15 protein-coding genes and 1 tRNA gene are annotated in these 20307 nt (G+C 39.5%); 5 read left to right on the top strand and 11 right to left on the bottom strand.

The window, feature by feature from the left end; translation table 11 throughout:
• The first annotated feature begins 46 nt into the window (after window positions 1–46).
• Window positions 47–122, top strand: a tRNA-Met gene (locus H5164_RS02570).
• 526 nt (window positions 123–648) lie between these two features.
• On the opposite strand, the gene H5164_RS02565 is transcribed toward H5164_RS02570, so the two are convergent.
• The 7 genes from H5164_RS02565 to prmB form a co-directional block, all read right to left on the bottom strand.
• Window positions 649–1011: a rhodanese-like domain-containing protein gene (locus H5164_RS02565; RefSeq protein ID WP_182754621.1), complete on the bottom strand. Its 363-nt coding sequence runs from the start codon at window positions 1009–1011 to the stop codon at window positions 649–651.
• Between the two features lie 373 nt (window positions 1012–1384).
• Window positions 1385–1924 (bottom strand): RNA methyltransferase, encoded by a 540-nt coding sequence (locus H5164_RS02560; protein ID WP_182754619.1) that lies wholly within the window; start codon window positions 1922–1924, stop codon window positions 1385–1387.
• Window positions 1925–1946: 22 nt separating this feature from the next.
• Entirely contained in the window at window positions 1947–2225 is a 279-nt protein-coding gene (locus H5164_RS02555; RefSeq protein ID WP_124016328.1) for a YfcL family protein, read from the bottom strand.
• 3 nt (window positions 2226–2228) lie between these two features.
• A complete protein-coding gene (locus tag H5164_RS02550; RefSeq protein ID WP_124016327.1) occupies window positions 2229–3383 on the bottom strand; it encodes an ATP-NAD kinase family protein in 1155 nt (384 codons plus the stop codon).
• A gap of 35 nt (window positions 3384–3418) precedes the next feature.
• Window positions 3419–4606, bottom strand: a complete 1188-nt coding sequence (locus H5164_RS02545) for an MFS transporter (RefSeq protein WP_124016326.1) — start codon at window positions 4604–4606, stop codon at window positions 3419–3421.
• On the bottom strand, window positions 4606–5700 hold the full coding sequence (aroC, locus tag H5164_RS02540; protein WP_182754617.1) for a chorismate synthase: 1095 nt from the start codon (window positions 5698–5700) through the stop codon (window positions 4606–4608). Before aroC ends, H5164_RS02545 begins: the two co-directional genes overlap by 1 nt.
• A gap of 55 nt (window positions 5701–5755) precedes the next feature.
• Window positions 5756–6700 (bottom strand): 50S ribosomal protein L3 N(5)-glutamine methyltransferase, encoded by a 945-nt coding sequence (gene prmB / locus H5164_RS02535; RefSeq protein ID WP_124016324.1) that lies wholly within the window; start codon window positions 6698–6700, stop codon window positions 5756–5758.
• 79 nt (window positions 6701–6779) lie between these two features.
• Here prmB and smrB point away from each other — a divergent pair, with 79 nt between their 5' ends.
• Complete coding sequence (gene smrB, locus H5164_RS02530; protein WP_124016323.1) at window positions 6780–7307, top strand: endonuclease SmrB; 528 nt, start codon at window positions 6780–6782, stop codon at window positions 7305–7307.
• An 85-nt stretch (window positions 7308–7392) separates the two neighbouring features.
• Here the strand turns inward: smrB and sixA are convergent, their stop codons facing one another.
• Window positions 7393–7866 (bottom strand): phosphohistidine phosphatase SixA, encoded by a 474-nt coding sequence (gene sixA, locus H5164_RS02525; protein WP_182697072.1) that lies wholly within the window; start codon window positions 7864–7866, stop codon window positions 7393–7395.
• Between the two features lie 188 nt (window positions 7867–8054).
• Here sixA and H5164_RS02520 point away from each other — a divergent pair, with 188 nt between their 5' ends.
• The 3 genes from H5164_RS02520 (at window position 8055) to H5164_RS02510 (ending at window position 15992) form a co-directional block, all read left to right on the top strand.
• Window positions 8055–10844: an insulinase family protein gene (locus H5164_RS02520; RefSeq protein WP_182754615.1), complete on the top strand. Its 2790-nt coding sequence runs from the start codon at window positions 8055–8057 to the stop codon at window positions 10842–10844.
• 284 nt (window positions 10845–11128) lie between these two features.
• The gene (locus H5164_RS02515; RefSeq protein WP_259396714.1) at window positions 11129–15427 is read left to right on the top strand and encodes an EAL domain-containing protein; all 4299 of its coding nucleotides are present in this window, start codon (window positions 11129–11131) and stop codon (window positions 15425–15427) included.
• Window positions 15428–15548: 121 nt separating this feature from the next.
• Window positions 15549–15992, top strand: coding sequence for a hypothetical protein (locus H5164_RS02510; RefSeq protein ID WP_182754610.1), 444 nt, complete (start codon window positions 15549–15551; stop codon window positions 15990–15992).
• Window positions 15993–16221: 229 nt separating this feature from the next.
• On the opposite strand, the gene H5164_RS02505 is transcribed toward H5164_RS02510, so the two are convergent.
• From H5164_RS02505 to fadI, 3 genes are all read right to left on the bottom strand, one after another.
• A complete protein-coding gene (locus tag H5164_RS02505; RefSeq protein WP_259396713.1) occupies window positions 16222–16512 on the bottom strand; it encodes a hypothetical protein in 291 nt (96 codons plus the stop codon).
• 241 nt (window positions 16513–16753) lie between these two features.
• Window positions 16754–18880, bottom strand: a complete 2127-nt coding sequence (gene fadJ / locus H5164_RS02500; RefSeq protein ID WP_182754608.1) for a fatty acid oxidation complex subunit alpha FadJ — start codon at window positions 18878–18880, stop codon at window positions 16754–16756.
• A gap of 5 nt (window positions 18881–18885) precedes the next feature.
• Complete coding sequence (gene fadI / locus H5164_RS02495) at window positions 18886–20196, bottom strand: acetyl-CoA C-acyltransferase FadI (protein ID WP_182754606.1); 1311 nt, start codon at window positions 20194–20196, stop codon at window positions 18886–18888.
• Window positions 20197–20307 lie beyond the last annotated feature (111 nt).

Here is a 20307-nt window from a genome sequence, read left to right as displayed (position 1 = left end):
TTTCTTTAATCAATAGAATAAAAACAATTGATAGCGTTTTATCGGACGCGGGATGGAGCAGTTGGTAGCTCGTCGGGCTCATAACCCGAAGGTCGTAGGTTCAAGTCCTACTCCCGCAACCATTTTCTATTAGTAAACTTCCTATATTTACCTAACACCTCATCGTAAAATCAATCACTTGTTTGTTGGGCTCAGCTTTTTATAAATGAAGAGTCGAAGGTCGTAGCTTTTTATCAAGTCCTACTCCCGCAACCATTTTCTATTAGTAAACTTTCTATATTCATCTAATACCTCATCGTAAAATCAATCACTTTTTTGTCGGGCTCAGCTTTTTATAAATAAAGAGTCGAAGGTCGTAGCTTTTTATCAAGTCCTACTCCCGCAACCATTTTCTAATGGTAAACTTCCTATATTTACCTAAAACCTCATCGTAAAATCAATCACTTGTTTGTTGGACTCAGCTTTTTATAAATAAAGAGTCGAAGGTGGTAGTTTTTTATCAAGTCCTACTCCGCAACCATTTTCTATTAGTAAACTTCCTATAGTTACAGCGTTATCAAAAAACTGCTGTTGATACTCCCAAACAACACGGTACATCCTCAACCATGCAGAAATATTAACGTCATTGTTAACGTCTTTTTTCTGATGTTATTTCGATATTGGCAACGCGAATTTCCACCAGCTGAGCATTCCACCTTCAAGTTGATACACATCAGTAAACCCAAACTGTTTAAGCTTTCTAACTCCAGGAATGCTTCGATGGGCAGAGAGACATATAACGACAGTGGTTATCTCTTGTGATAATTGCAGCTGTTTTATCGTGTTAATGGAAAGCGATGTAATGGGCAGGTTTAGCGAACCTTCTATATGCGACTTGTCCCATTCCATTTTTGATCGAACATCTACTATTTGAATGCTATTTTTCTGAAGTCGCTTAAACACCGCTTGGGCGTCCATTTCAGGTACTTTTCCAAATGGTAGCCACTGAGCCAGATTGTTTAATAGCGACATGACATACTCCAAATATTGCTGCCTAATGCGTATGCCTAATCAGGCTTGATTGAAAAATATTGATTGGTTCCGAGGCATCAAATGAATAATGATGACTTTAGGTTTATATCAAAATTACTATCAATGGTCATTATCAATAATCACTATGGCGACCATATCTGCCAAATAAGCCAATTCATCAAGCTTTTATTAACATAGATTATATGGATATCACTAACGTTAAATCTAACATGAAGCAGCACCTAAGCAATACTCAAGTACCAGAGCTAGCGACTATTTAACATATCTCTACTCTAGTGCTACAGTGATAATAAAAATGCCGAAAGATCTCTCATTCGGCATTTTTACAATCTAAAATATTGATTTAAATAAATTACTTCAACCAATGTTTTACTCTGGTGCGATTATTATTGTCCCGGCTTTGCTTAATTAATTCATCATCGGCTCTAACTTGAGTCGTTTTTGCTAATCGGTCATAAAGCAACACATTCACTGAAGCCGCTAAATTCATACAGCCCACTGTGGGGACGTAAACAACATTCTCAGCAGCATCAATTAATTGCTGTGGAATAGTGCCATCTTCTGGGCCAAATATATAAAACGCATTGTCGGGATGAATAAATAAAGGCAGCGGCGTAGCACCTACTACCAGATCAACACAGACTATCGTCGCCCCTTCTGGCACGCTATCAAGTAGTGATTCGACACCCACTAGAGGAATCCGTTTGGCTGCATCTTTAGTGTCGACATCGTATTGAGCATCTCCTGACTTCGCTGCTAATTCGTAGCGTTTTCCGGTATAGCAAACATTACCAACACCGTAACAGCCTGCTGCACGCATAATACCGCCAACATTAACCGGAGTCTTAGGATTGACTAAACCAATAGTCACTTGCGAAGAAGGATTTACCATAAAAGCTGTTTATCTATTCCAGTTATGCTGCTTGAGCAACAATACGTTGACGTAATTGCTGCCACGCAGCTTCCACTAACGAAAAATCATGTTCATCTAATTCTTCATTTGCCAAGGCAAGGCACTTAACTAATTTTTGGTCCAGTGCTGCTAAATCTTGTTCAGCCTCTATTTCTAATTCGGCTAACACAACGGCGACATGGCCTTGTAAATAACCACAAGCAAACAATGCATCATCGTCGCTGTGGCTAACACTGTCTTCAATCCAGGACTCTAATGCTGCATCGTACTGTTCTAACATGTTCTAGTTCTCCACTAAATCTGGGTTGGCTACTTGATACATCACGTAATCATGGTAACCCGTGACTATTTTGTAATAGCCAGTGAGTGCTTTATCTAATTCAGGGTCGCCACTATCCACAATAAGTGGCCTGCCTTCAAGTGCTTTTAACTTAGTTTTTGTCGCTAAGATTAAAATATTGTCTTTTTCTATTTGTCTGATGAGATCAGGTGACAACTGCTGATTACCTCGACCTAAAATATGCCCTTGCCCGCCGATTAAAGTGATCACCAGTTTTACGCTGGGATACGTTTTTTTATCCGCAATGAACGTGAGCAGTTGCTGCGCCGTTACATCCTGAGCCATAATCTGTTTATGTTGAATAACATCAACACCGAGCAAGGTATTAGCTAAGCCTAAATCTTCCATTACGGCGGCAACAGTGCTGCCAGACCCCATAATATAAAGTTCATCGTCCATGGATTCAATTATGTCAGCGGCAATGTCGGCCAGCACTAATTCATCGACTTCTTTTCCGCCCATTTTAACGGCTTGTATGTAACGCGGCTCTGCAGGAACCGTCATCTCACCGAATCGTCTCGCTTTTACAATGCCTTGCCTAAACGCAACTTCATCGATATCCATAACATCGGCTGACATCAAACTGACTAACTCACCGTTTAATAGCATACGGACCACTACACCCGATGCATGCGGAGTAATGCCATACACTCCAGAATGAATTTTCACTCCAGCGGGAACGCCCAGTACAGGGAAAGAATCATCAACAACAGCGTAAATATCACGAGCAGTACCATCACCACCGGCAAATAACAGCAAATCTAATTGATGCTCAAGTAAGCATTTAACCGCTTGCTGTGTATCTAGCGCAGATGTTTTTTCAGCAGAGCGAGTCTCAATAGCGCGATACACCTCTTGAGTGCTAAAGCCCATTTGGCGACATAACAACCCGCCCATGTCACCAGATGCGGTAATAATATCGATTTGTTCAGCAAACGGTAAAATGACATCCAAAGCCTGTTGCATACGTTGTTGTGCTTTAGGTATGGCGCCTTTAGCTAAGGCTTCATTAGCTACACCATCAGAGCCTTTTAAGCCGACACTCCCGCCTAAACCAGCGAGTGGATTAATGATAATTCCTAAGCGAAAACGTTTCACATCAACTCCTTGCTATAACGACAATACTGTTTTAATTAACCTTGAGCAGTGGTTGTATTTGTAGCTGCTTCACCATTGATGTTAGGGATCATCAGTACTGCAAACATTGATAGCAATGCACAGCTTGCAGCAAATACCCATACCCACATGGTTTGACTACCATCGCCCCAAATCATGCCGCTTATCCATGTACCTAGTGCACCGCCCACCCCAAAACTAACACTGGCATATAATGCCTGCCCAGTGCTGCGGTGACTGACATTAAAATGCCGATGAATAAAATGAATTGATGCTGCATGCACTAAGCCAAAGGTAAATGCATGTAATAATTGGCTGACGATTAATAATGAAACATGTTCAACGCCAAACGCTAACAGTAACCAGCGAACCGAAGTCAGTAAGAGACTCACCACCAGTAACACTCGAATACCATATTGGCGGATAAGACGCGATGAATAGAAAAAGATCACAATTTCAGCTAAAACGCCTAAAGCAACCAGTATTCCAGCAATCGTTTCAGAGTAGCCGACCTGTTTTAAATACAATACAAAGAAGCCATAAAATGGCCCAACACTCATCTGCAATAACATTGCCGATAACATAAACCACACTAATGATGCATCAAATGTCAGCTTGGGCCGTTCAGATTTATTGACCACCACACTGCGATTAGCGGGTAATGGGAGCGAGCAAGCAAATAAACCTAAAAATAATATCATCCCCATATAAGGCAATACTTCTGGCCCCCAGTGATCAATTGCCAGGCCACCACTGATCACCAGCACGATATATCCCACACTGCCCCAACTGCGAATAGCCCCATAACGCTCTGCTTTATCACCTAAGGTTTCTAAGGTAATGACTTCTAATTGAGCAAGAATCGAATTCCAAAAGAAGGTGTAAATAGCCAGACTGACCGCGAGATATATGAAGCTACCATCAAAGAAAAAACTGGTGTAAGTAATCGCGGCGGCAAAGGAGCCGAGCTTAATCAGTTCTGAGCGCATACCGGTGCGATCAGCCACAGCAGCCCACACATTAGGCGCAACAATTCGAGTCGCCATCAGTATTGCCAAGAGAAAACCAATCTCTTGGGCATTGAATCCTCGACTATCAAAGAAAACGCCCAAATAGGGAACCATAATGCCGAGAATGGAAAAAAAGAAAAAATAACAAGCGCCGAGCCAGCGTAAATCTGGCTCGGCGCGCTTAACTGAGGACATTAGCGCATTCCGATAACTGGCGTTTGACTGGTTACATCATGGTTTTGAGCACGATGTCTTAATAAATGATCCATTAAAACAATGGCTAGCATCGCTTCAGCAATAGGAACTGCACGAATGCCCACACAAGGATCATGGCGACCTTTGGTGATCATCTCAATACTCTCGCCCTGCACTGTAATGCTTTGGCCTGGCACGCTAATGCTTGAGGTGGGTTTTAACGCAATATGGGCAACGACTGGCTGACCAGATGAAATTCCACCCAAAACGCCACCAGCATGATTAGAGGCAAAACCTTGTGGAGACATTAAGTCGCGACCTTCGGAACCTTTTTGAGTAACAACCCCGAAGCCATCACCAATTTCAACACCTTTAACCGCATTAATGCCCATCAATGCATGGGCAATGTCGGCATCGAGACGGTCAAATACTGGCTCGCCTAAACCCACTGGTACACCAGTCGCGACAACGGTAACTTTGGCACCAATTGAGTCGCCGGATTTGCGCAAGCCACGCATATACTCATCTAATGATTCTAATTTAGCGGCATCAGGAAAGAAAAATGCATTTTGTTCAATTTGAGCTAAATCGATAGTTTCAGCACAAATAGGTCCTAATTGAGCAAGGTAGCCATAAATTTCAATGCCATGAACTTGCTTGAGATATTTTTTAGCTACGGCACCCGCGGCAACACGCATTGCCGTTTCACGCGCAGACGAACGGCCACCGCCACGGTAATCACGCATGCCGTACTTTTGCTGATAAGTATAATCAGCATGACCGGGACGGAAGGTGTCTTTAATATCGGAGTAATCTTGGCTGCGTTGATCGGTATTTTCAATCAATAAACCAATAGAGGTGCCAGTGGTTTTGCCTTCAAAGACACCTGACAAAATTCTCACTTCATCAGCTTCCCGACGAGCAGTAGTATAGCGAGACGTGCCAGGACGACGGCGATCTAAATCATGCTGCATATCTTCAACTGCTAACTCAAGTCCTGGCGGACAGCCGTCAATAATACAACCTAACGCGACACCATGGCTTTCACCAAAAGTTGTCACCACAAAATTTTGACCGATACTATTTCCTGACATGAGCGTTAACTACCTCTATTTAAATTTACAGTAATGCGTTTGCTGTACCTGCCTATTATTCACTATCTTTATAGATGGCGAAAAGTGATTCATTTTCAACTAGCTGATCACGGGTCAATACAAACACACCATCACCGCCAAATTCAAAATCAACCCAAGTAAACGGCATATCCGGATACTGCTCAATCAAATGCACCATTGAATTACCTACTTCAACGACCAGTAAACCGGTTTCGGTAAGATAATCTGCTGCATTAGCTAAGATACGCTTGGTTAAATCTAAGCCATCATTACCAGACGCTAATCCAATCGCAGGTTCGTGATGATACTCTTCTGGCATGTCACCAATATCTTGGGCATCTACATATGGCGGGTTAGAAACAATTAAGTCGTAATGTGGGCCTTTAGAAATAGCCGAGAATAAATCAGATTGCATAGGGAAAACACGATCTAACACGCCCAATGATTCAATATTAATCTGAGCAACTTCAAGCGCATCTTCACTAATATCTAATGCGTCCACTTCTGCATCTTCAAATGCATAAGCACAAGCAATGGCAATACAAGCACTGCCAGTACACAAATCCATAATGCGATTAACTGGCTTGTTGTACAACCAAGGGCTAAATTGATTATTAATCATTTCAGCAATCGGTGAACGCGGTACAAGCACGCGTTCATCAACATAAAATTCAAGCCCGGCAAAATTGGCTTTATTGGTTAAATACGGTACAGGTAAGCGCTCACGAACTCGACGAATGATCAACTCAACGATTTTGTGTTTTTCGCTACTGGTTAAATTACTTAAAATAACTTGCTGGCCGATTTCTTCAGGTAAGTGTAGAGCATGAAAAACCAATGCAATCGCTTCATCCCAAGCATTATCCGTTCCGTGGCCATAATAAATATTGGCATCATTAAAACGGCTAACAGCCCAACGTAACATATCAGCGATGGTACTTAACTCAGTGACAGCTTCATCTACAAAGATCTTATCCAAAACACACTCCTTAAAAATTGTTCTGCGCTATTGTAACTGATGTCTATTAAGATGACCTAGAATTCAATACAATACGCTTATGAAACACGATAATTATGCAGACTCATCGCTGTTTAGTGCATTAATCGCAGATATCAAACCGCTACGGCAAGATACTCACCACTTTAAACAGCCAGTCAAAGCCAAACAACAGTTCGAAACCAAAGAACGTCAGATTCATGCTGATAGTTATTTTTCGGACATATATCAGCCGCTTATGCCGGTCGATGGACCTATGCGCTGGATTAATTCCAACACAGATAAACATGAATTGAAACGTTTAAGACGCGGGGACTATTCACCCGACCTATTGTTAGATTTACATGGAATGCGACAAGCAGAAGCCAAACTTGAATTAGCGGCACTGATTCAAGCATGCGTTAAGCAAAGCATAATATGTTGCAGTGTAATGCACGGTTATGGAATGGGAATTTTAAAGCAACAAACGCCAATGTGGCTAGCACAACATCCAAACGTAAAAGCCTTTCACCAAGCACCAAAAGAATGGGGCGGCGATGCAGCGTTGTTAGTATTGATTGATATTGGTGATCATCCTCACCGACGTTAATTTGAGAAAATAAGCACGGACAGTAAAAAGGTAAGTAATCACTTACCTTTTTTGCAAACTGGTTTTATGCAACACGCAATTACCATTACACAACAACTTGATGTGGTGCTGTCATTGCTACGAAACTGGCATTTTGAGCATGTTTGTCAATATGAGCCACTGCAGAAGTAGCAAACAAAGGCGGTTCCATACCAGCCACAAGCTCACTAACCATAAAGCCTAAAAGAGGCATATGAGCAATAACCAAGACATTATCTGCCTTATATTGTTCGGCATAAGCCAAGACAAGATCAACCGCTCTTATTGCATCACCGGAAGGAGTAACATCGTCAAGTACCAGCAACTTACGCGGTTCAGGTAAGTGTTTACTGACTTTTTGCCATGTTTGCTGAGATCGTAAATACGGACTCACAATCACCAAGTCAAAATGACTGACTTGTCTTGCTAACCAATTAGCCATATCGCCCGTCTGAATTCGACCATTGTCAGTTAACTTTCGTTCTCTGTCTGACGGTGCATTCAAACTCGCTTCACCATGGCGCATCAAAAATAGCTGCATACTTCTCTCAAGATATTTTTATTCTCATTATGACCCAATTGTAGCGTTAATCCCCGTAACAACAAACCTAGAATTAAGCATATTAAGATAAACTTTAGTCGATAATAGGATAAAACTGCCCAAGGTAATTTGCTAAAAAGTAATAACAAGATCAATATATAACAAGTTATCTTTTCTGGAGCCTCCTCTTGCCTGAATTTCCAGCAGTTTATAAAAGCCAAAATGATCATCGCCAGTATCAATATCGAGTGTTAAATAACCAACTCAAAGTACTGCTGGTTGAAGATATGCAATCAAATCAAGCCGCTGCTTCTATGGCAGTGAGTGTTGGTCATTTTGACGATCCGGTTGAGCGTCCTGGTATGGCACATTTTCTTGAACATATGTTGTTTTTAGGGACTGAAAAATATCCAGACTCAGGCGAGTATCATGCTTACATTAATCAACATGGCGGCAGTAATAATGCATGGACAGGTACTGAACAAACAAATTTTTTCTACAGTATTAACGCTGAAGCCTTAGAAGGTTCACTAGACAGATTTAGTCAATTTTTCATTGCACCTAAGTTTGATTTAGAGCTGGTTGATAGAGAAAGGCAAGCAATCGAATCTGAATTCAGTTTGAAATTAAAAGATGACATTCGCCGTGTTTATCAAGTCCAAAAAGAAACCGTTAACCCAAAGCATCCGTTTTCAAAATTCTCTGTAGGTAACCAAAAAACCTTAGCAGGCAAACAAGCAGGCATAAGAGATGAACTGCTGGCTTTTTATCAACAACATTACAGCGCAAATATCATGACATTGTGCGTGGTAGCCCCCTGCCCTATAGCCAAACTAGAAAGCATTGTTGAGCAATACTTTTCAAACATCCTCAATAGAAATGTAAGTAAACACTATCCTTGTGAAGCGTTGATAACAAAGGCTGAACAACAAAAGCACATACAAATAATACCGTTAAAAGATCAAAAACGAGTCAGTATTAGTTTTTCCCTGCCAGAGATAGACCAATTTTATAAACGCAAACCGCTTACATTTATCAGCCACTTACTCGGTAATGAAAGTCCGGGAAGTTTGCTTTCGTATTTAAAAATACATGGGCTAGCCAATAATTTATCTGCGGGCGGTGGTGTTAACGGCTACAACTTTAAAGATTACTCAATTAGCATACAATTAACCGACAAAGGATTGATAGAACTTAATGAAGTGGTTAGCTGTGTTTTTGAATACATCGAGCTAATTAAACAGCAAGGTATTCAAGCGTGGCGTTACCAAGAACGAGCCAACTTACTTGATACGGCATTTCGGTTTCAAGAACAAATTAAAACCTTGGATCTAGCGAGTCATCTTAGTATTAACATGCACCATTACGATATTGAAGACATTATCTATGGCGACTATCGTATGGATGAGATGCTCGAGGATGAAACTACACAACTGCTTGGCATGATGTCGGTGAGCAATATGCGTTTGCTCACGGTAGCGAAAGAGTCTCAAGTCGATAGTCACGCTGATTGGTACAACACTCCTTATCAGGTTAGAGCATTACAGCCTCAGCAAATCGCAAAATGGTCATTAGTCTCCATAAGAGATGAGCTCAAGCTGCCTGAAAAAAATCCGTTTATTGTCGCCAATCCGCAAGCTCGAGCAAACAAAAGCAATACACAAGTACCAACCATTGTTGCTGAAGGCGAAGGTTATCGCATTTGGCATAAAAAAGATGATGAATTTAATGTCCCTAAAGGGCATTTATATTTATCGCTAGACTCAGAGCAAGCTAGCTCAACACCAAGACAAGCAGCATTAACAAGACTGTACGTTGAAATGCTAATTGATTACCTAGCAGAACCAACATACCAAGCAGAGGTTGCTGGGCTTAACTATAATATTTACCCCCACCAAGGTGGTATTACTCTGCATTTAACCGGTTTTACTGGTAACCAAGAAAAACTGCTCACTCTAATCATCAATAAAGCCCGCGAGCGTAACTTTACCGAACAACGTTTTAACATGATTAAAAATCAGATATTACGTAGTTGGAATAACGTTGCTCAAGCCAAACCGATATCACAGTTATTTACCAGCCTAACCGTGACACTGCAAAAAAGAAGTTTTGAACCGACCAGAATGGCTGAAGAACTTACGCTGCTGAGCCTTGATGATTTACATCAACATGTAAGTGTATTTTATGAAAAAATTTATCTTGAAGGTCTGGTATACGGTGACTGGCTGGTTGAAGAAGCGCAGCAACTAGGCAAGCGCTTACAGCATTTATTATCATTAGTCACAAAACCAAGCGCAGAAGCATCACGCGAATTGATTAATCTGGATAAAAGAGGTTCATTACTGCGGGAGAAAACAATTGCTCATCAAGATAGCGCGATTATTGTTTACTATCAGTCCCGAAAGGCGACTCCCGAACGTGTTGCATTATTCAGTTTATTAAACCATACGATGTCATCAACCTTTTTTCATGAACTGCGCACCAAACAGCAATTGGGCTATATGGTGGGAACAGGTTATTTACCGTTAAACAGACACCCTGGAATAATTTTTTATGTGCAGTCTCCTACTACGGGGCCAAGGCAACTTCTTGAAGCTATAGATGAATTCATCGCTGACTTTAATTATGCAGTGATGCAAATAACGAATGAACAATGGGAAAGCACCAAGCAAGGCATGATTAGCCAAATCATGGAACACGATACCAACCTAAAAACCCGCAGCCAACGCTACTGGGTAAGCTTAGGTAATCGAGACTATAAATTTAATCAACGTGAAATGGTCGTATCGGAAGTCGAAAAACTCACCAGAGCAGACTTGATTAAGTTTATGGTCGCGCACATGCGCAGTAAAGATTGTGATCGTTTAGTCCTATTTAACAGTGGAGATCAACATCTCAATCAAGCAAGCTTAAGTTCAGATAATATGATCGAAGACTTAAAAACATTTAAACAGCAAGCTGATAAATTTCAGTTTTAGCAAATGTCTTTAGCTAAAAGGCGTCATATACCAAGTAGGCTACCATTATGTTAACAAATCGTCTTAGCTACAATTAATAGTACGAAATACCAAATAAAACTTTCGTATTAGTTAACCAGTTGATTAAAAAATAGTTATTTAAGCATTTTATGGTAATAATTGACTAATATTCTATCAATCAGACCTTTTTTGTTAACATGCTTTTGACAAAGCCCTTAGTTTCTGAAAAAGTAGACAAATCATCGACTTCTTTGCGGCATCGAAAGAGAATAAGTATAAAAATTATGCCTAAAATTTTACTCTTCATATGTGTTTATTTTATTTTTAGCTTCGGCGCTACAGCCATTGAAGCTGACAAAGCAGAATCAAACTTCGATCTACTGCTAAATTATACTAACTACGGCGTTGCAGATGGTTTATCCCAGGACACCGTAACGGCGATCGTTGAAGATGCGGAGGGTTATGTATGGGTTGGTACAATCAATGGCTTAAATCGTTTCGACGGTAATGAATTTAAGCAATTCTATGCCAATGATAATGCAAATTCTCTACCCAGCTCATTTATTCGTAATTTACTGATTGATGACAATGGTGTTCTGCAAATCGGGACAGATAAAGGTCTCGTTCAATTTGACAAAGAAACAGAATCATTCACTAAAAACAGTATCTCAACTCAAATTGGTGAACAAGCCATTTGGTCAATATCAAAGCAAGATGATGAAGTTTTTATTGGCTTGAATGGCAAATTTATATCTTATAACAATGAAAACTTAAAAATAAACTATTCCGTTGATAATAGTATATTAGGTGAAATAAAACACATTATTAAATTTAATAATAAAATATATTTAAGAAACTATGAAGGTGTCTTGTTTTTCATTATTGATGGAACACTTAACAAGATACTATCAAATACAAATGATATTTCTTTAATCAACGAAAAGGTTATTGCAGTCACCAACGAAGGTGTATTTGATATTGCCACCTACCCAAAAAAAATATCTAACATTAAACTAACAAGTATAACCCCTTACATTGATAATAAATCATTAGCTATAAATACGAATGAAATATACATTTTAAGTTATAATGATGAATTTATTGCAAAAAAAACAGGGCAAATAAACATACAAAAAGAAAAACTAAAGAAAACATTCATAAAAGAATACGACAATAATTTTTATATATCAAATTATAACGATGGTTTTTTAAAAATTGCGCACAATGCAAACTACATAAAAAAGATAAATATCGAAAAAAGCATTTGGTCATTAACATCGAATGAACAAAAAATATTTTTAATCGGCGACAATAGTACTCTAAACATTTACAACAAAAACCTAACACTTATAGATAAGAAAAAAATTAAAGTCCCTCATGGTCCTAAATCAATATTAGTCGACCATGAAAATATTTTTATTGGGACATCATCCGGGCTGTACCAATTTAATTTAAACACTGGCGTTGAGAAAAAAATAATCAATGAAACAGTATTTAACATAAAGAAGTTTGATGATTTTTTGTATGTTTCTACATTCACAGGGAATGTGTACAAAATGAAACTTAGTGGAGAAGTATATGACGTTATAAATACAAAGTCAGGATATCCAGTTTATGACACTCTAGTAATAAATGATTCTCTGTGGATCGCGTCTCAAAATGGCTTGCTCAGATATAAAAACAATAAAATAACATCCATATTTGACGGCGATTTTGTTTTCAACATACTTAAAGGCGATAAGGGTATTTATTTTGGCACTAGAAACTCTGTTTATTTAATAAAAGATGAAAAAAATTTAGAAATATCAAAAGTTCTTGATAGAAATAAAATAATATATTCATTAACAAAAATAAATAACAAAATAATTGCCGCATCCAATAGAGAAGTTAACATTATAGATCTTGATGATAATATTAACTATACTCTCGGAATGAACAATGGTTCATCAGAAGATTATAACACTCAAGCAGCACTGGTATTAAATGATAATGTATTACTAGGCAGTAACAATGGAGTTAATTTAATTAATCCTGATGATATTATAAAAAAGTTGAAAAACGAAAAAAGAAAAGGAATTATCTTTCAAGAACTACTTCTATTTAACACCCCAGTAGGAATAGGAGAAGGTATACTAAATAAACCATTAAATGAACAGGGTGAAATAACGTTAAAGTATTCAGACTACCCTTTCACAATAAAGTTTAATATATTAGGAAATCTAAATAACAACTATGATTTTTTTTATTATTTAGAAGATTTGGAAAAAGACTGGCTATCTACCAAAGGGAATAATACTGTAACATATACTAATTTATCAGCTGGGGAATATACATTCAAAGTCTATGCTGTAGACATATTATCAGGTAAAGAATCTGATGTTAGAAGTATATCTGTTTTTATTACGCCCCCATGGTGGTTATCCATACAAGCTAAACTTGCATACAGTTTATTTTTTATAATAATAATATCTTTATCTGTTAGAGCAATTATCCGCCGTAGACAAATCCAAAAACAAATAGCACAAAGCGAAGAGCGGTTAAAACTTTCTTTGTGGGGAAGTGGCGATGAAATGTGGGATTGGGATATTGAAAGTGGCAAAATTTACCGCTCGAACATCTGGGGCTCTTTAGACTTCCCTCAAGACGGCCGTCGCTCGGGTAATCCTGATGAAGAAAGTAATATCCACCCTCTCGATAGAGAACGGGTGACCAAAGCGTTAAATGATCACTTTAGCGCACTGACAGACCATTTTGAAATAGCATATCGAGTCAAAGCACGTAACCAGCAATGGATATGGATTTTAGATAGAGCAAAAATTGTCGAGCGCGATCAAAAAGATCGACCTTTGCGTATGACTGGCACGATTAAAGATATTAATAATATAAAACAAGCAGAAGAGCAATTGCGTTTATTCGCAAGAGCTATTGAAAATATCTCTGAGGGGATGTTTATTCTTGATGAAAAATATCAATTTGTTGAAGTAAATGAAGCTTGCTGTGAACTCAGTGAATTAACAAGAGAAAAATTTGTCGATGAAATACTCAACTTCTCTCGCTATCCAGCGAGCTATTCTGAACAAATAAGAAACTTACTAAAACAACAAGGTCGTTGGAGCGGCGAAATTGAAGCCAGTAAAGGTAAAGACAATTTTTTCTTAATGGAGCTAACCATTGATGCCATCTACAATGAACAAGGTGAAACCAGCCATTATGTCGGTGTTTTCTCAGATATAACACGTCGTAAACAACAGGAAGAAGAGCTCAGAAAGCTGACCAACAATGACTTACTTACCGGTTTACCTAATCGTTCTAGTTTGCAAGTCACACTAAGTAACCTAGTCAAAAAAGATATTCATCATACGTTAATGGTGCTTGATTTAGATAATTTTAAGCGTATTAACGATTCTTTAGGCCATCAGATTGGTGATGATTTATTAATTGGTGTAGCAGAGAGAATTAAATTAGCCATTCCCAAACATGCCAGCCTATACCGCCTTGGAGGAGATGAATTTGCCTTACTCGTCGATCAACATCCTGATATAGGTGCATGCGCCGCCATTGCCACACAAGTGATTAATTGTTTAAAGCCGGCTTTTATTCTTAATAATGATTCACTCGTACTCGGTATTAGTATTGGTATTGTGCTTTACCCTGAAGATGAGCAAAACGAGCAAGCATTATTACGTAAAGCAGACATCGCCATGTATCACGCAAAATCTGGCGGTGGTAATCGCTATCAGTTCTATTCAGAATCATTAAACCAAAACGCATTACGTCAACTTGAAATAGAAACCTTAATCAGAGAAGCACTCAAAGACGATTTATTTGAAGTCTATTACCAACCTAAAATTGATGTGAAGAAAGATCGTCTCACCGGTATGGAAGCATTAGTAAGATTAAATCATCCTAAATTAGGCTTGATAGGACCGAATGAATTTATTCCTTTGGCCGAAGAAAATGGTTTGATTGTTGAAATTGGTGACGTGGTGCTAAGAAAAGCTTGCTTTGCCGCGCAAAAATGGCTCGAATCAGGCCTGTTTAGTGGCCGAGTCGCTGTCAATTTATCGTCAAGGCAATTTGCTCTTCCTGATCTGCAACAACGAATAGAGTCAATTTTACGACTCACAAAATTACCAGCTAAACACTTAGAACTTGAGATCACTGAAGGGACTGTGATTAAAAATCCAGAGCAAGCGATTAAGGTGATGCAACAATTAGCAAAAATGGGCGTTAGCTTGGCACTTGACGACTTTGGTACCGGTTACTCCTCTTTGTCATATCTAAAAAGATTCCCGATTAACTGCTTAAAAATTGATAAAACCTTTGTCGATGACATTGATAAATCCGACCGAGATCTCAAGATGGTCGATTCAATTATTACCATAGCCCACAATATGGGACTGACTGTGGTAGGTGAAGGTGTAGAACAAACGGCTCAATTAAACATCTTAAAAGCACTTAATTGTGAGGAAATTCAAGGATATATATACAGCAAACCTATTAGAGAAGCCGACTTTGAGCTAATGCTTGCTGCCGATAAACTTAAGTTTGATACCATCAACGAAATCCAAGTAAAAAAATAAATCACTCTCTCTTATATTTGGCATAACAAATGCAAATACAAGTTCAGTTGTCAAAATAATATTGTTATTTAACCCTGAGCCTGAATTACTAAATATAAGAGAGATTAAAATGATTAAAGGAATGATTACAGTAGCAGTTTTATCTGCGTTAACTTTTGCAAGTATTGCTATGCCTAATGCGGTAGATAATGTAAAAGCTAAAACTCTACTAATAAATACTACTGTTCAGAATAATGTGGATCAGATAACAGGCATTCCATATATCAAAGTCCTTGACACCCAAACTGCTGGCATTCCATACATCAAAGTCCTTGACACCCAGACTGCTGGCATTCCATACATCAAAGTCCTTGACACCCAAACTGCTGGTATTCCATACATCAAAGTCCTAGACACCCAAACTGCTGGCATTCCATACATCAAAGTCCTAGACACCCAAACTGCTGGCATTCCATACATCAAAGTCCTAGACACTCAAACTGCTGGCATTCCATACATCAAAGTCCTAGACACTCAAACTGCTGGCATTCCATACATCAAAGTCCTAGACACTCAAATAGCTTAAGGAGAACCCTATGTTTACTTCTCTAAAAATAGCACTTGGTTTAGCAAAACCAGCTCGTAAAAAAGTAAAATTGCCTGAAGGTTTAAATCACCTTGAAGTTATCCAAGCCAGAGCTTGGTGGAAGTAATTCTTAAAATACTGATGGTTAACCATCAGCCATAAAAAAGGAGCATAAGCTCCTTTTTTGTTATTTGAAATATGAATTTTGATATAACAAACTGAAATGAGATTAGCCTTCTATGCTATAACGGCCATATCGCCAAACCTTCATATCAGCTAAGCGTTTGTGTGTGCTAAACAATGGGTAAGTAAGTGGCCCTAGTATACAACCAACACATCCCCACCGCTTTACTGCTAATCCATGCTTATAAGCTGCAAAACCAAATAGAAAACCACTACTAATACTCAATAAAACAAGCATGAATAACCAACTGAACTGCATTATCGCTAACTCCAAATAAGTCAGTAAATTAAATAACTCAGTAAATCTCATCCCTACCGGCACATCATTACGACTCATCTTTGACTCGCAAGTCATAATATTAACGCCATCAGATCCAAGCTATGACAGCTTAATGGCGAAATATCACCCACATAATAGTTTACGCTATCATCATCAACAATGAGTATTATACCCTAAAGAGGCATCTATCTGATTAAAAATCAGGCAAAAGCATGCCTTAAATAAATAAAAAAGCGGCAAACAATTGCCGCTTCTTTACAACTTGATAACTTTTATTCGCTAAATAAAAACAGCCTTATTACTTTTTATAAAATTGGCTTCCATCACTGGCCATTTTGACTAACGTGTCGCACGGTGCGAAACGATCACCGTAGAGTGATTGATAGCCGTGTAAAGTTGCCACTAAATTGCTTGCACCTAAGGTGTCGATATAACGGAACGGGCCACCTAAGAATGGCGGGAAGCCAATACCGAATATCGCACCGATGTCACCATCTCTTGCAGAGGCAATAATCCCCTCTTCCAGACAACGAACGGCTTCATTAAGCATTTGAATGGTACAACGCTCTGCAACATCTTTTGCTTCTTTATCTGAAGCTATTGCGATATCGAGTACCTTATAAACTGACTCATCAACCAATTTGGCTTTTTTAGCTTTAGGCCCGTATTGGTAGAAACCTTTGCCATTTTTACGACCTTTACGGTCATCGGCTAATAACTTGTCAAAGGCTGCGGGGGCTTTAAAACGATCGCCGAGCTCTTTTTCTAAAATTGGCGAAATTTTAGCTCCTACGTCAATGCCCACTTCATCGAGCAACGTCATTGGCCCCACAGGGAAACCAAACTTGACTAACGCGCGATCTAGATGCTCAACACGCTGACCTTCAAGTAATAACTGTGCCGCTTCGTTCATATACAGGGCTAGAATACGGTTAACGTAAAAACCAGCACCATCTTGAACTACGATAGGTGTCTTTCCTTGCTTACGTGCGAACGCCACTGTAGTAGCAATGGTTTCGGGTGACGTGGTTTTATGCGCAATAACTTCAACTAAGGGCATTTTTTCTACCGGAGAGAAATAATGTAAACCGATCACATTTTCAGGACGGCTTGCCGCTGCAGCAATCTGACCAATAGGTAAAGATGAAGTGTTCGATGCAAAAATGGTGTTTTCACCACATTCACGCTCAACATCCTGAACCATTTTATGTTTAAGCGCTAAGTCTTCAAATACCGCTTCAACCACGATATCGGCATCTTTAATACCGGTATATTCAGTGGTTGTTGTCATTAATGCCATGACATTATCACGCGCGATAGGTGTCATATGACGACGTTTTACGCCTTTATCTAAAAGCTTGTAAGCATATGATAGTGCGTTACTGAGTCCCTGCTCTGAAATGTCTTTTACACGTGCTGGAATTTTAGCTTTAGTAGTCGTAACAGAGGCAATACCACCGCCCATCAAACCACCACCTAATACCATTACTTTTTTAACTTTACGTGGCACAGCGCCTTCAGCACCGGTTTCTTTTTTCATTTCCGTAGTGGCAAAGAACAAGCTACGTAATGCAGCAGACTCTTTTGACATCACCAAATTAGCAAAATGGGTCGCTTCAACCTCAAGCCCTTTCACCATGCCTTTATTCATACCTTGGCGAACACAATCAATAATTTTGGCAGGTGCAGGATAATTACCCTGAGTTTTCTTCATTACCTGTTTACGAGCTTGATCAAACATAATATCGCGAGTAAACGAAGATGATTCTAAAAACTGATTAATTTTAGATTGCACCACAGGTTTTGCAGCTTGTTTGCCTTTTTTTGCTAACTCAATCGCAGTGTCAAGCAAAATAGAGTTAGGGACAACATCATTCACTAAACCCATTTTTAATGCTTGTTTAGGACGAATTTGCTTGCCAGTAAGCATCATATCTAACGCAGTTGCAATTCCGACTAATCGAGGTAAACGCTGTGTACCACCGCCGCCAGGCAGCAGACCTAGTTGTACTTCAGGCACCCCTAGCATGGTTTTTTTATCATCGCTACATACACGTAAATGACACGCTAGCGCTAACTCTAAACCACCGCCTAAACAAGCACCGTTGATAGCGGCAACAACAGGAATGGATAAGCCTTCAAGCTCAGAAAAAACCACATGACCTTGTTGTGACAATGCTTTGGCATCAGCTTCACTCTTGCAAGCGGCTAACATTGTGATATCAGCACCAGCAACAAATGAATCCGCCTTGCCAGAAATAACCACCAAGCCTTTAATACTATTATCAGCTTTAATTTCGGTTAAAATGTCACTAATTTCAGGGCCAAATTGTTCTTTTAAGGTGTTCATGGTTTCACCAGGAACATCCATTGTTAAAATCGCAATACCATCGTCACGACGAGCTAAATTAAATGTTTTTTCCATGCTCATTACTCCACCTCTAAAATCATTGCAACACCTAAACCACCCGCGGCACAAGCTGTCGCTAATCCCGTTCCACCACCACGACGCTTAAGCTCTCGACACACTTGGGTAATCAAACGTGTTCCGGTTGCCGCAAAAGGATGGCCATAAGCCAACGAGCCCCCCAAAACATTAAATTTACTCATGTCGATTTCGCCAATGGCGCGACTACGACCTAACTTCTCTGCAGCAAATTTCTTGGAAGCAAACATTTGCATGTTAGCTAATGTTTGCGCCGCAAATGCTTCGTGCATTTCAATGAGGGTTAAATCTTCTAATTCCATTCCTGCGCGTTTTAGTGCTAATGGCGTGGCATAAGACGGCCCCATTAACATATCTTGCCAAACATCAATAGCGGTAAATGCATAACTTTTGATATAGCCAATTGGCTGATAACCTAGAGCTTTGGCTCGACCTTCACTCATTAAAATGATTGCCGATGCACCATCAGTTAATGGCGTACTATTCGCGGCAGTCACGGTACCGTGTTTACGATCAAATGCGGGACGTAATTTGGCATAAGACTCTAATACAGAGTTTTCACGAATATTATTATCGCGGTCAATAAATTGTTTAAAAGGTGGAATATGAGCTGTCATCACCTCTTGTTGAAGCACGCCAGAATTCCAGGTGTCAGTGGCTAATGTATGTGAACGATGCGCTAATGCATCTTGATCGGCACGACTGATGCTATAAGTCTTAGCCATTTGTTCTGCGGTTTGCCCCATAGACAAACCCGTTGAATATTCAGCAACCGCAGGCGGGACAGGCATTAAGTCTTTCAAACCTAAACGGCGTGCAATCGCAAATTTCTGCTTAAAAGTGCGTGCTTTATTTAAGTCGACTAAAGCATGTGCCAGCTTCTTTGATACACAAATCGGTAACACAGAAGAAGAATCCGAACCACCCGCTAAACCGATTTCAATGTTGCCAGTCATAATTGACTCAGCGACGTTAACCGCAGACTGGAAACTAGTTGCACAAGCTCGAGTGACAGAATAGGCATCAGTTGACACATTCATTCCGGTACCCAGTACAATTTCACGGGCTATATTTGGCGCTGCTGGCATTTGTACAACTTGGCCATACACTAGTTGTTCAATTAATTGAGGATCAATTTCAGAGCGAGACAGCAACTCATTTACCACCATTTTGCCCATATCTAGCGCAGATACGCCATGAAAGGCTGTTGCTTGTTTTGCAAATGGTGTTCTTAAACCGGCAACAATCGCAATGCGTTCACCCCGGGAATTCGTTACTTGTTGTCTATCACTCATGTGTCACCCTCTATTATTGTTAGCTCATCTCGGCTCAGCCGGTAAGTTTATATGTTGCCAGATAATCTGGTCAGACCATCAAAGTGTGACCTGATTCTAACTTTTTATTGA

It is taken from the genome of Shewanella sp. SG41-3, assembly GCF_014164545.1.
Taxonomy (GTDB): Bacteria; Pseudomonadota; Gammaproteobacteria; order Enterobacterales; family Shewanellaceae; genus Shewanella; species Shewanella vesiculosa.
This window is presented reverse-complemented; position numbering and strand designations above follow the sequence as displayed.

What these genes read in the sequence shown, in the direction of transcription:
- H5164_RS02565 (WP_182754621.1), bottom strand. Translation starts at nt 1,011, where the DNA reads ATGTCGCTATTAAACAATCTGGCTCAGTGGCTACCATTTGGAAAAGTA.
- aroC (WP_182754617.1), bottom strand. Translation starts at nt 5,700, where the DNA reads ATGTCAGGAAATAGTATCGGTCAAAATTTTGTGGTGACAACTTTTGGT.
- H5164_RS02560 (WP_182754619.1), bottom strand. Translation starts at nt 1,924, where the DNA reads ATGGTAAATCCTTCTTCGCAAGTGACTATTGGTTTAGTCAATCCTAAG.
- fadJ (WP_182754608.1), bottom strand. Translation starts at nt 18,880, where the DNA reads ATGGAAAAAACATTTAATTTAGCTCGTCGTGACGATGGTATTGCGATT.
- fadI (WP_182754606.1), bottom strand. Translation starts at nt 20,196, where the DNA reads ATGAGTGATAGACAACAAGTAACGAATTCCCGGGGTGAACGCATTGCG.
- H5164_RS02545 (WP_124016326.1), bottom strand. Translation starts at nt 4,606, where the DNA reads ATGTCCTCAGTTAAGCGCGCCGAGCCAGATTTACGCTGGCTCGGCGCT.
- sixA (WP_182697072.1), bottom strand. Translation starts at nt 7,866, where the DNA reads ATGCAGCTATTTTTGATGCGCCATGGTGAAGCGAGTTTGAATGCACCG.
- H5164_RS02555 (WP_124016328.1), bottom strand. Translation starts at nt 2,225, where the DNA reads ATGTTAGAACAGTACGATGCAGCATTAGAGTCCTGGATTGAAGACAGT.
- H5164_RS02505 (WP_259396713.1), bottom strand. Translation starts at nt 16,512, where the DNA reads ATGAGTCGTAATGATGTGCCGGTAGGGATGAGATTTACTGAGTTATTT.
- H5164_RS02515 (WP_259396714.1), top strand. Translation starts at nt 11,129, where the DNA reads ATGCCTAAAATTTTACTCTTCATATGTGTTTATTTTATTTTTAGCTTC.
- H5164_RS02510 (WP_182754610.1), top strand. Translation starts at nt 15,549, where the DNA reads ATGATTACAGTAGCAGTTTTATCTGCGTTAACTTTTGCAAGTATTGCT.
- smrB (WP_124016323.1), top strand. Translation starts at nt 6,780, where the DNA reads ATGAAACACGATAATTATGCAGACTCATCGCTGTTTAGTGCATTAATC.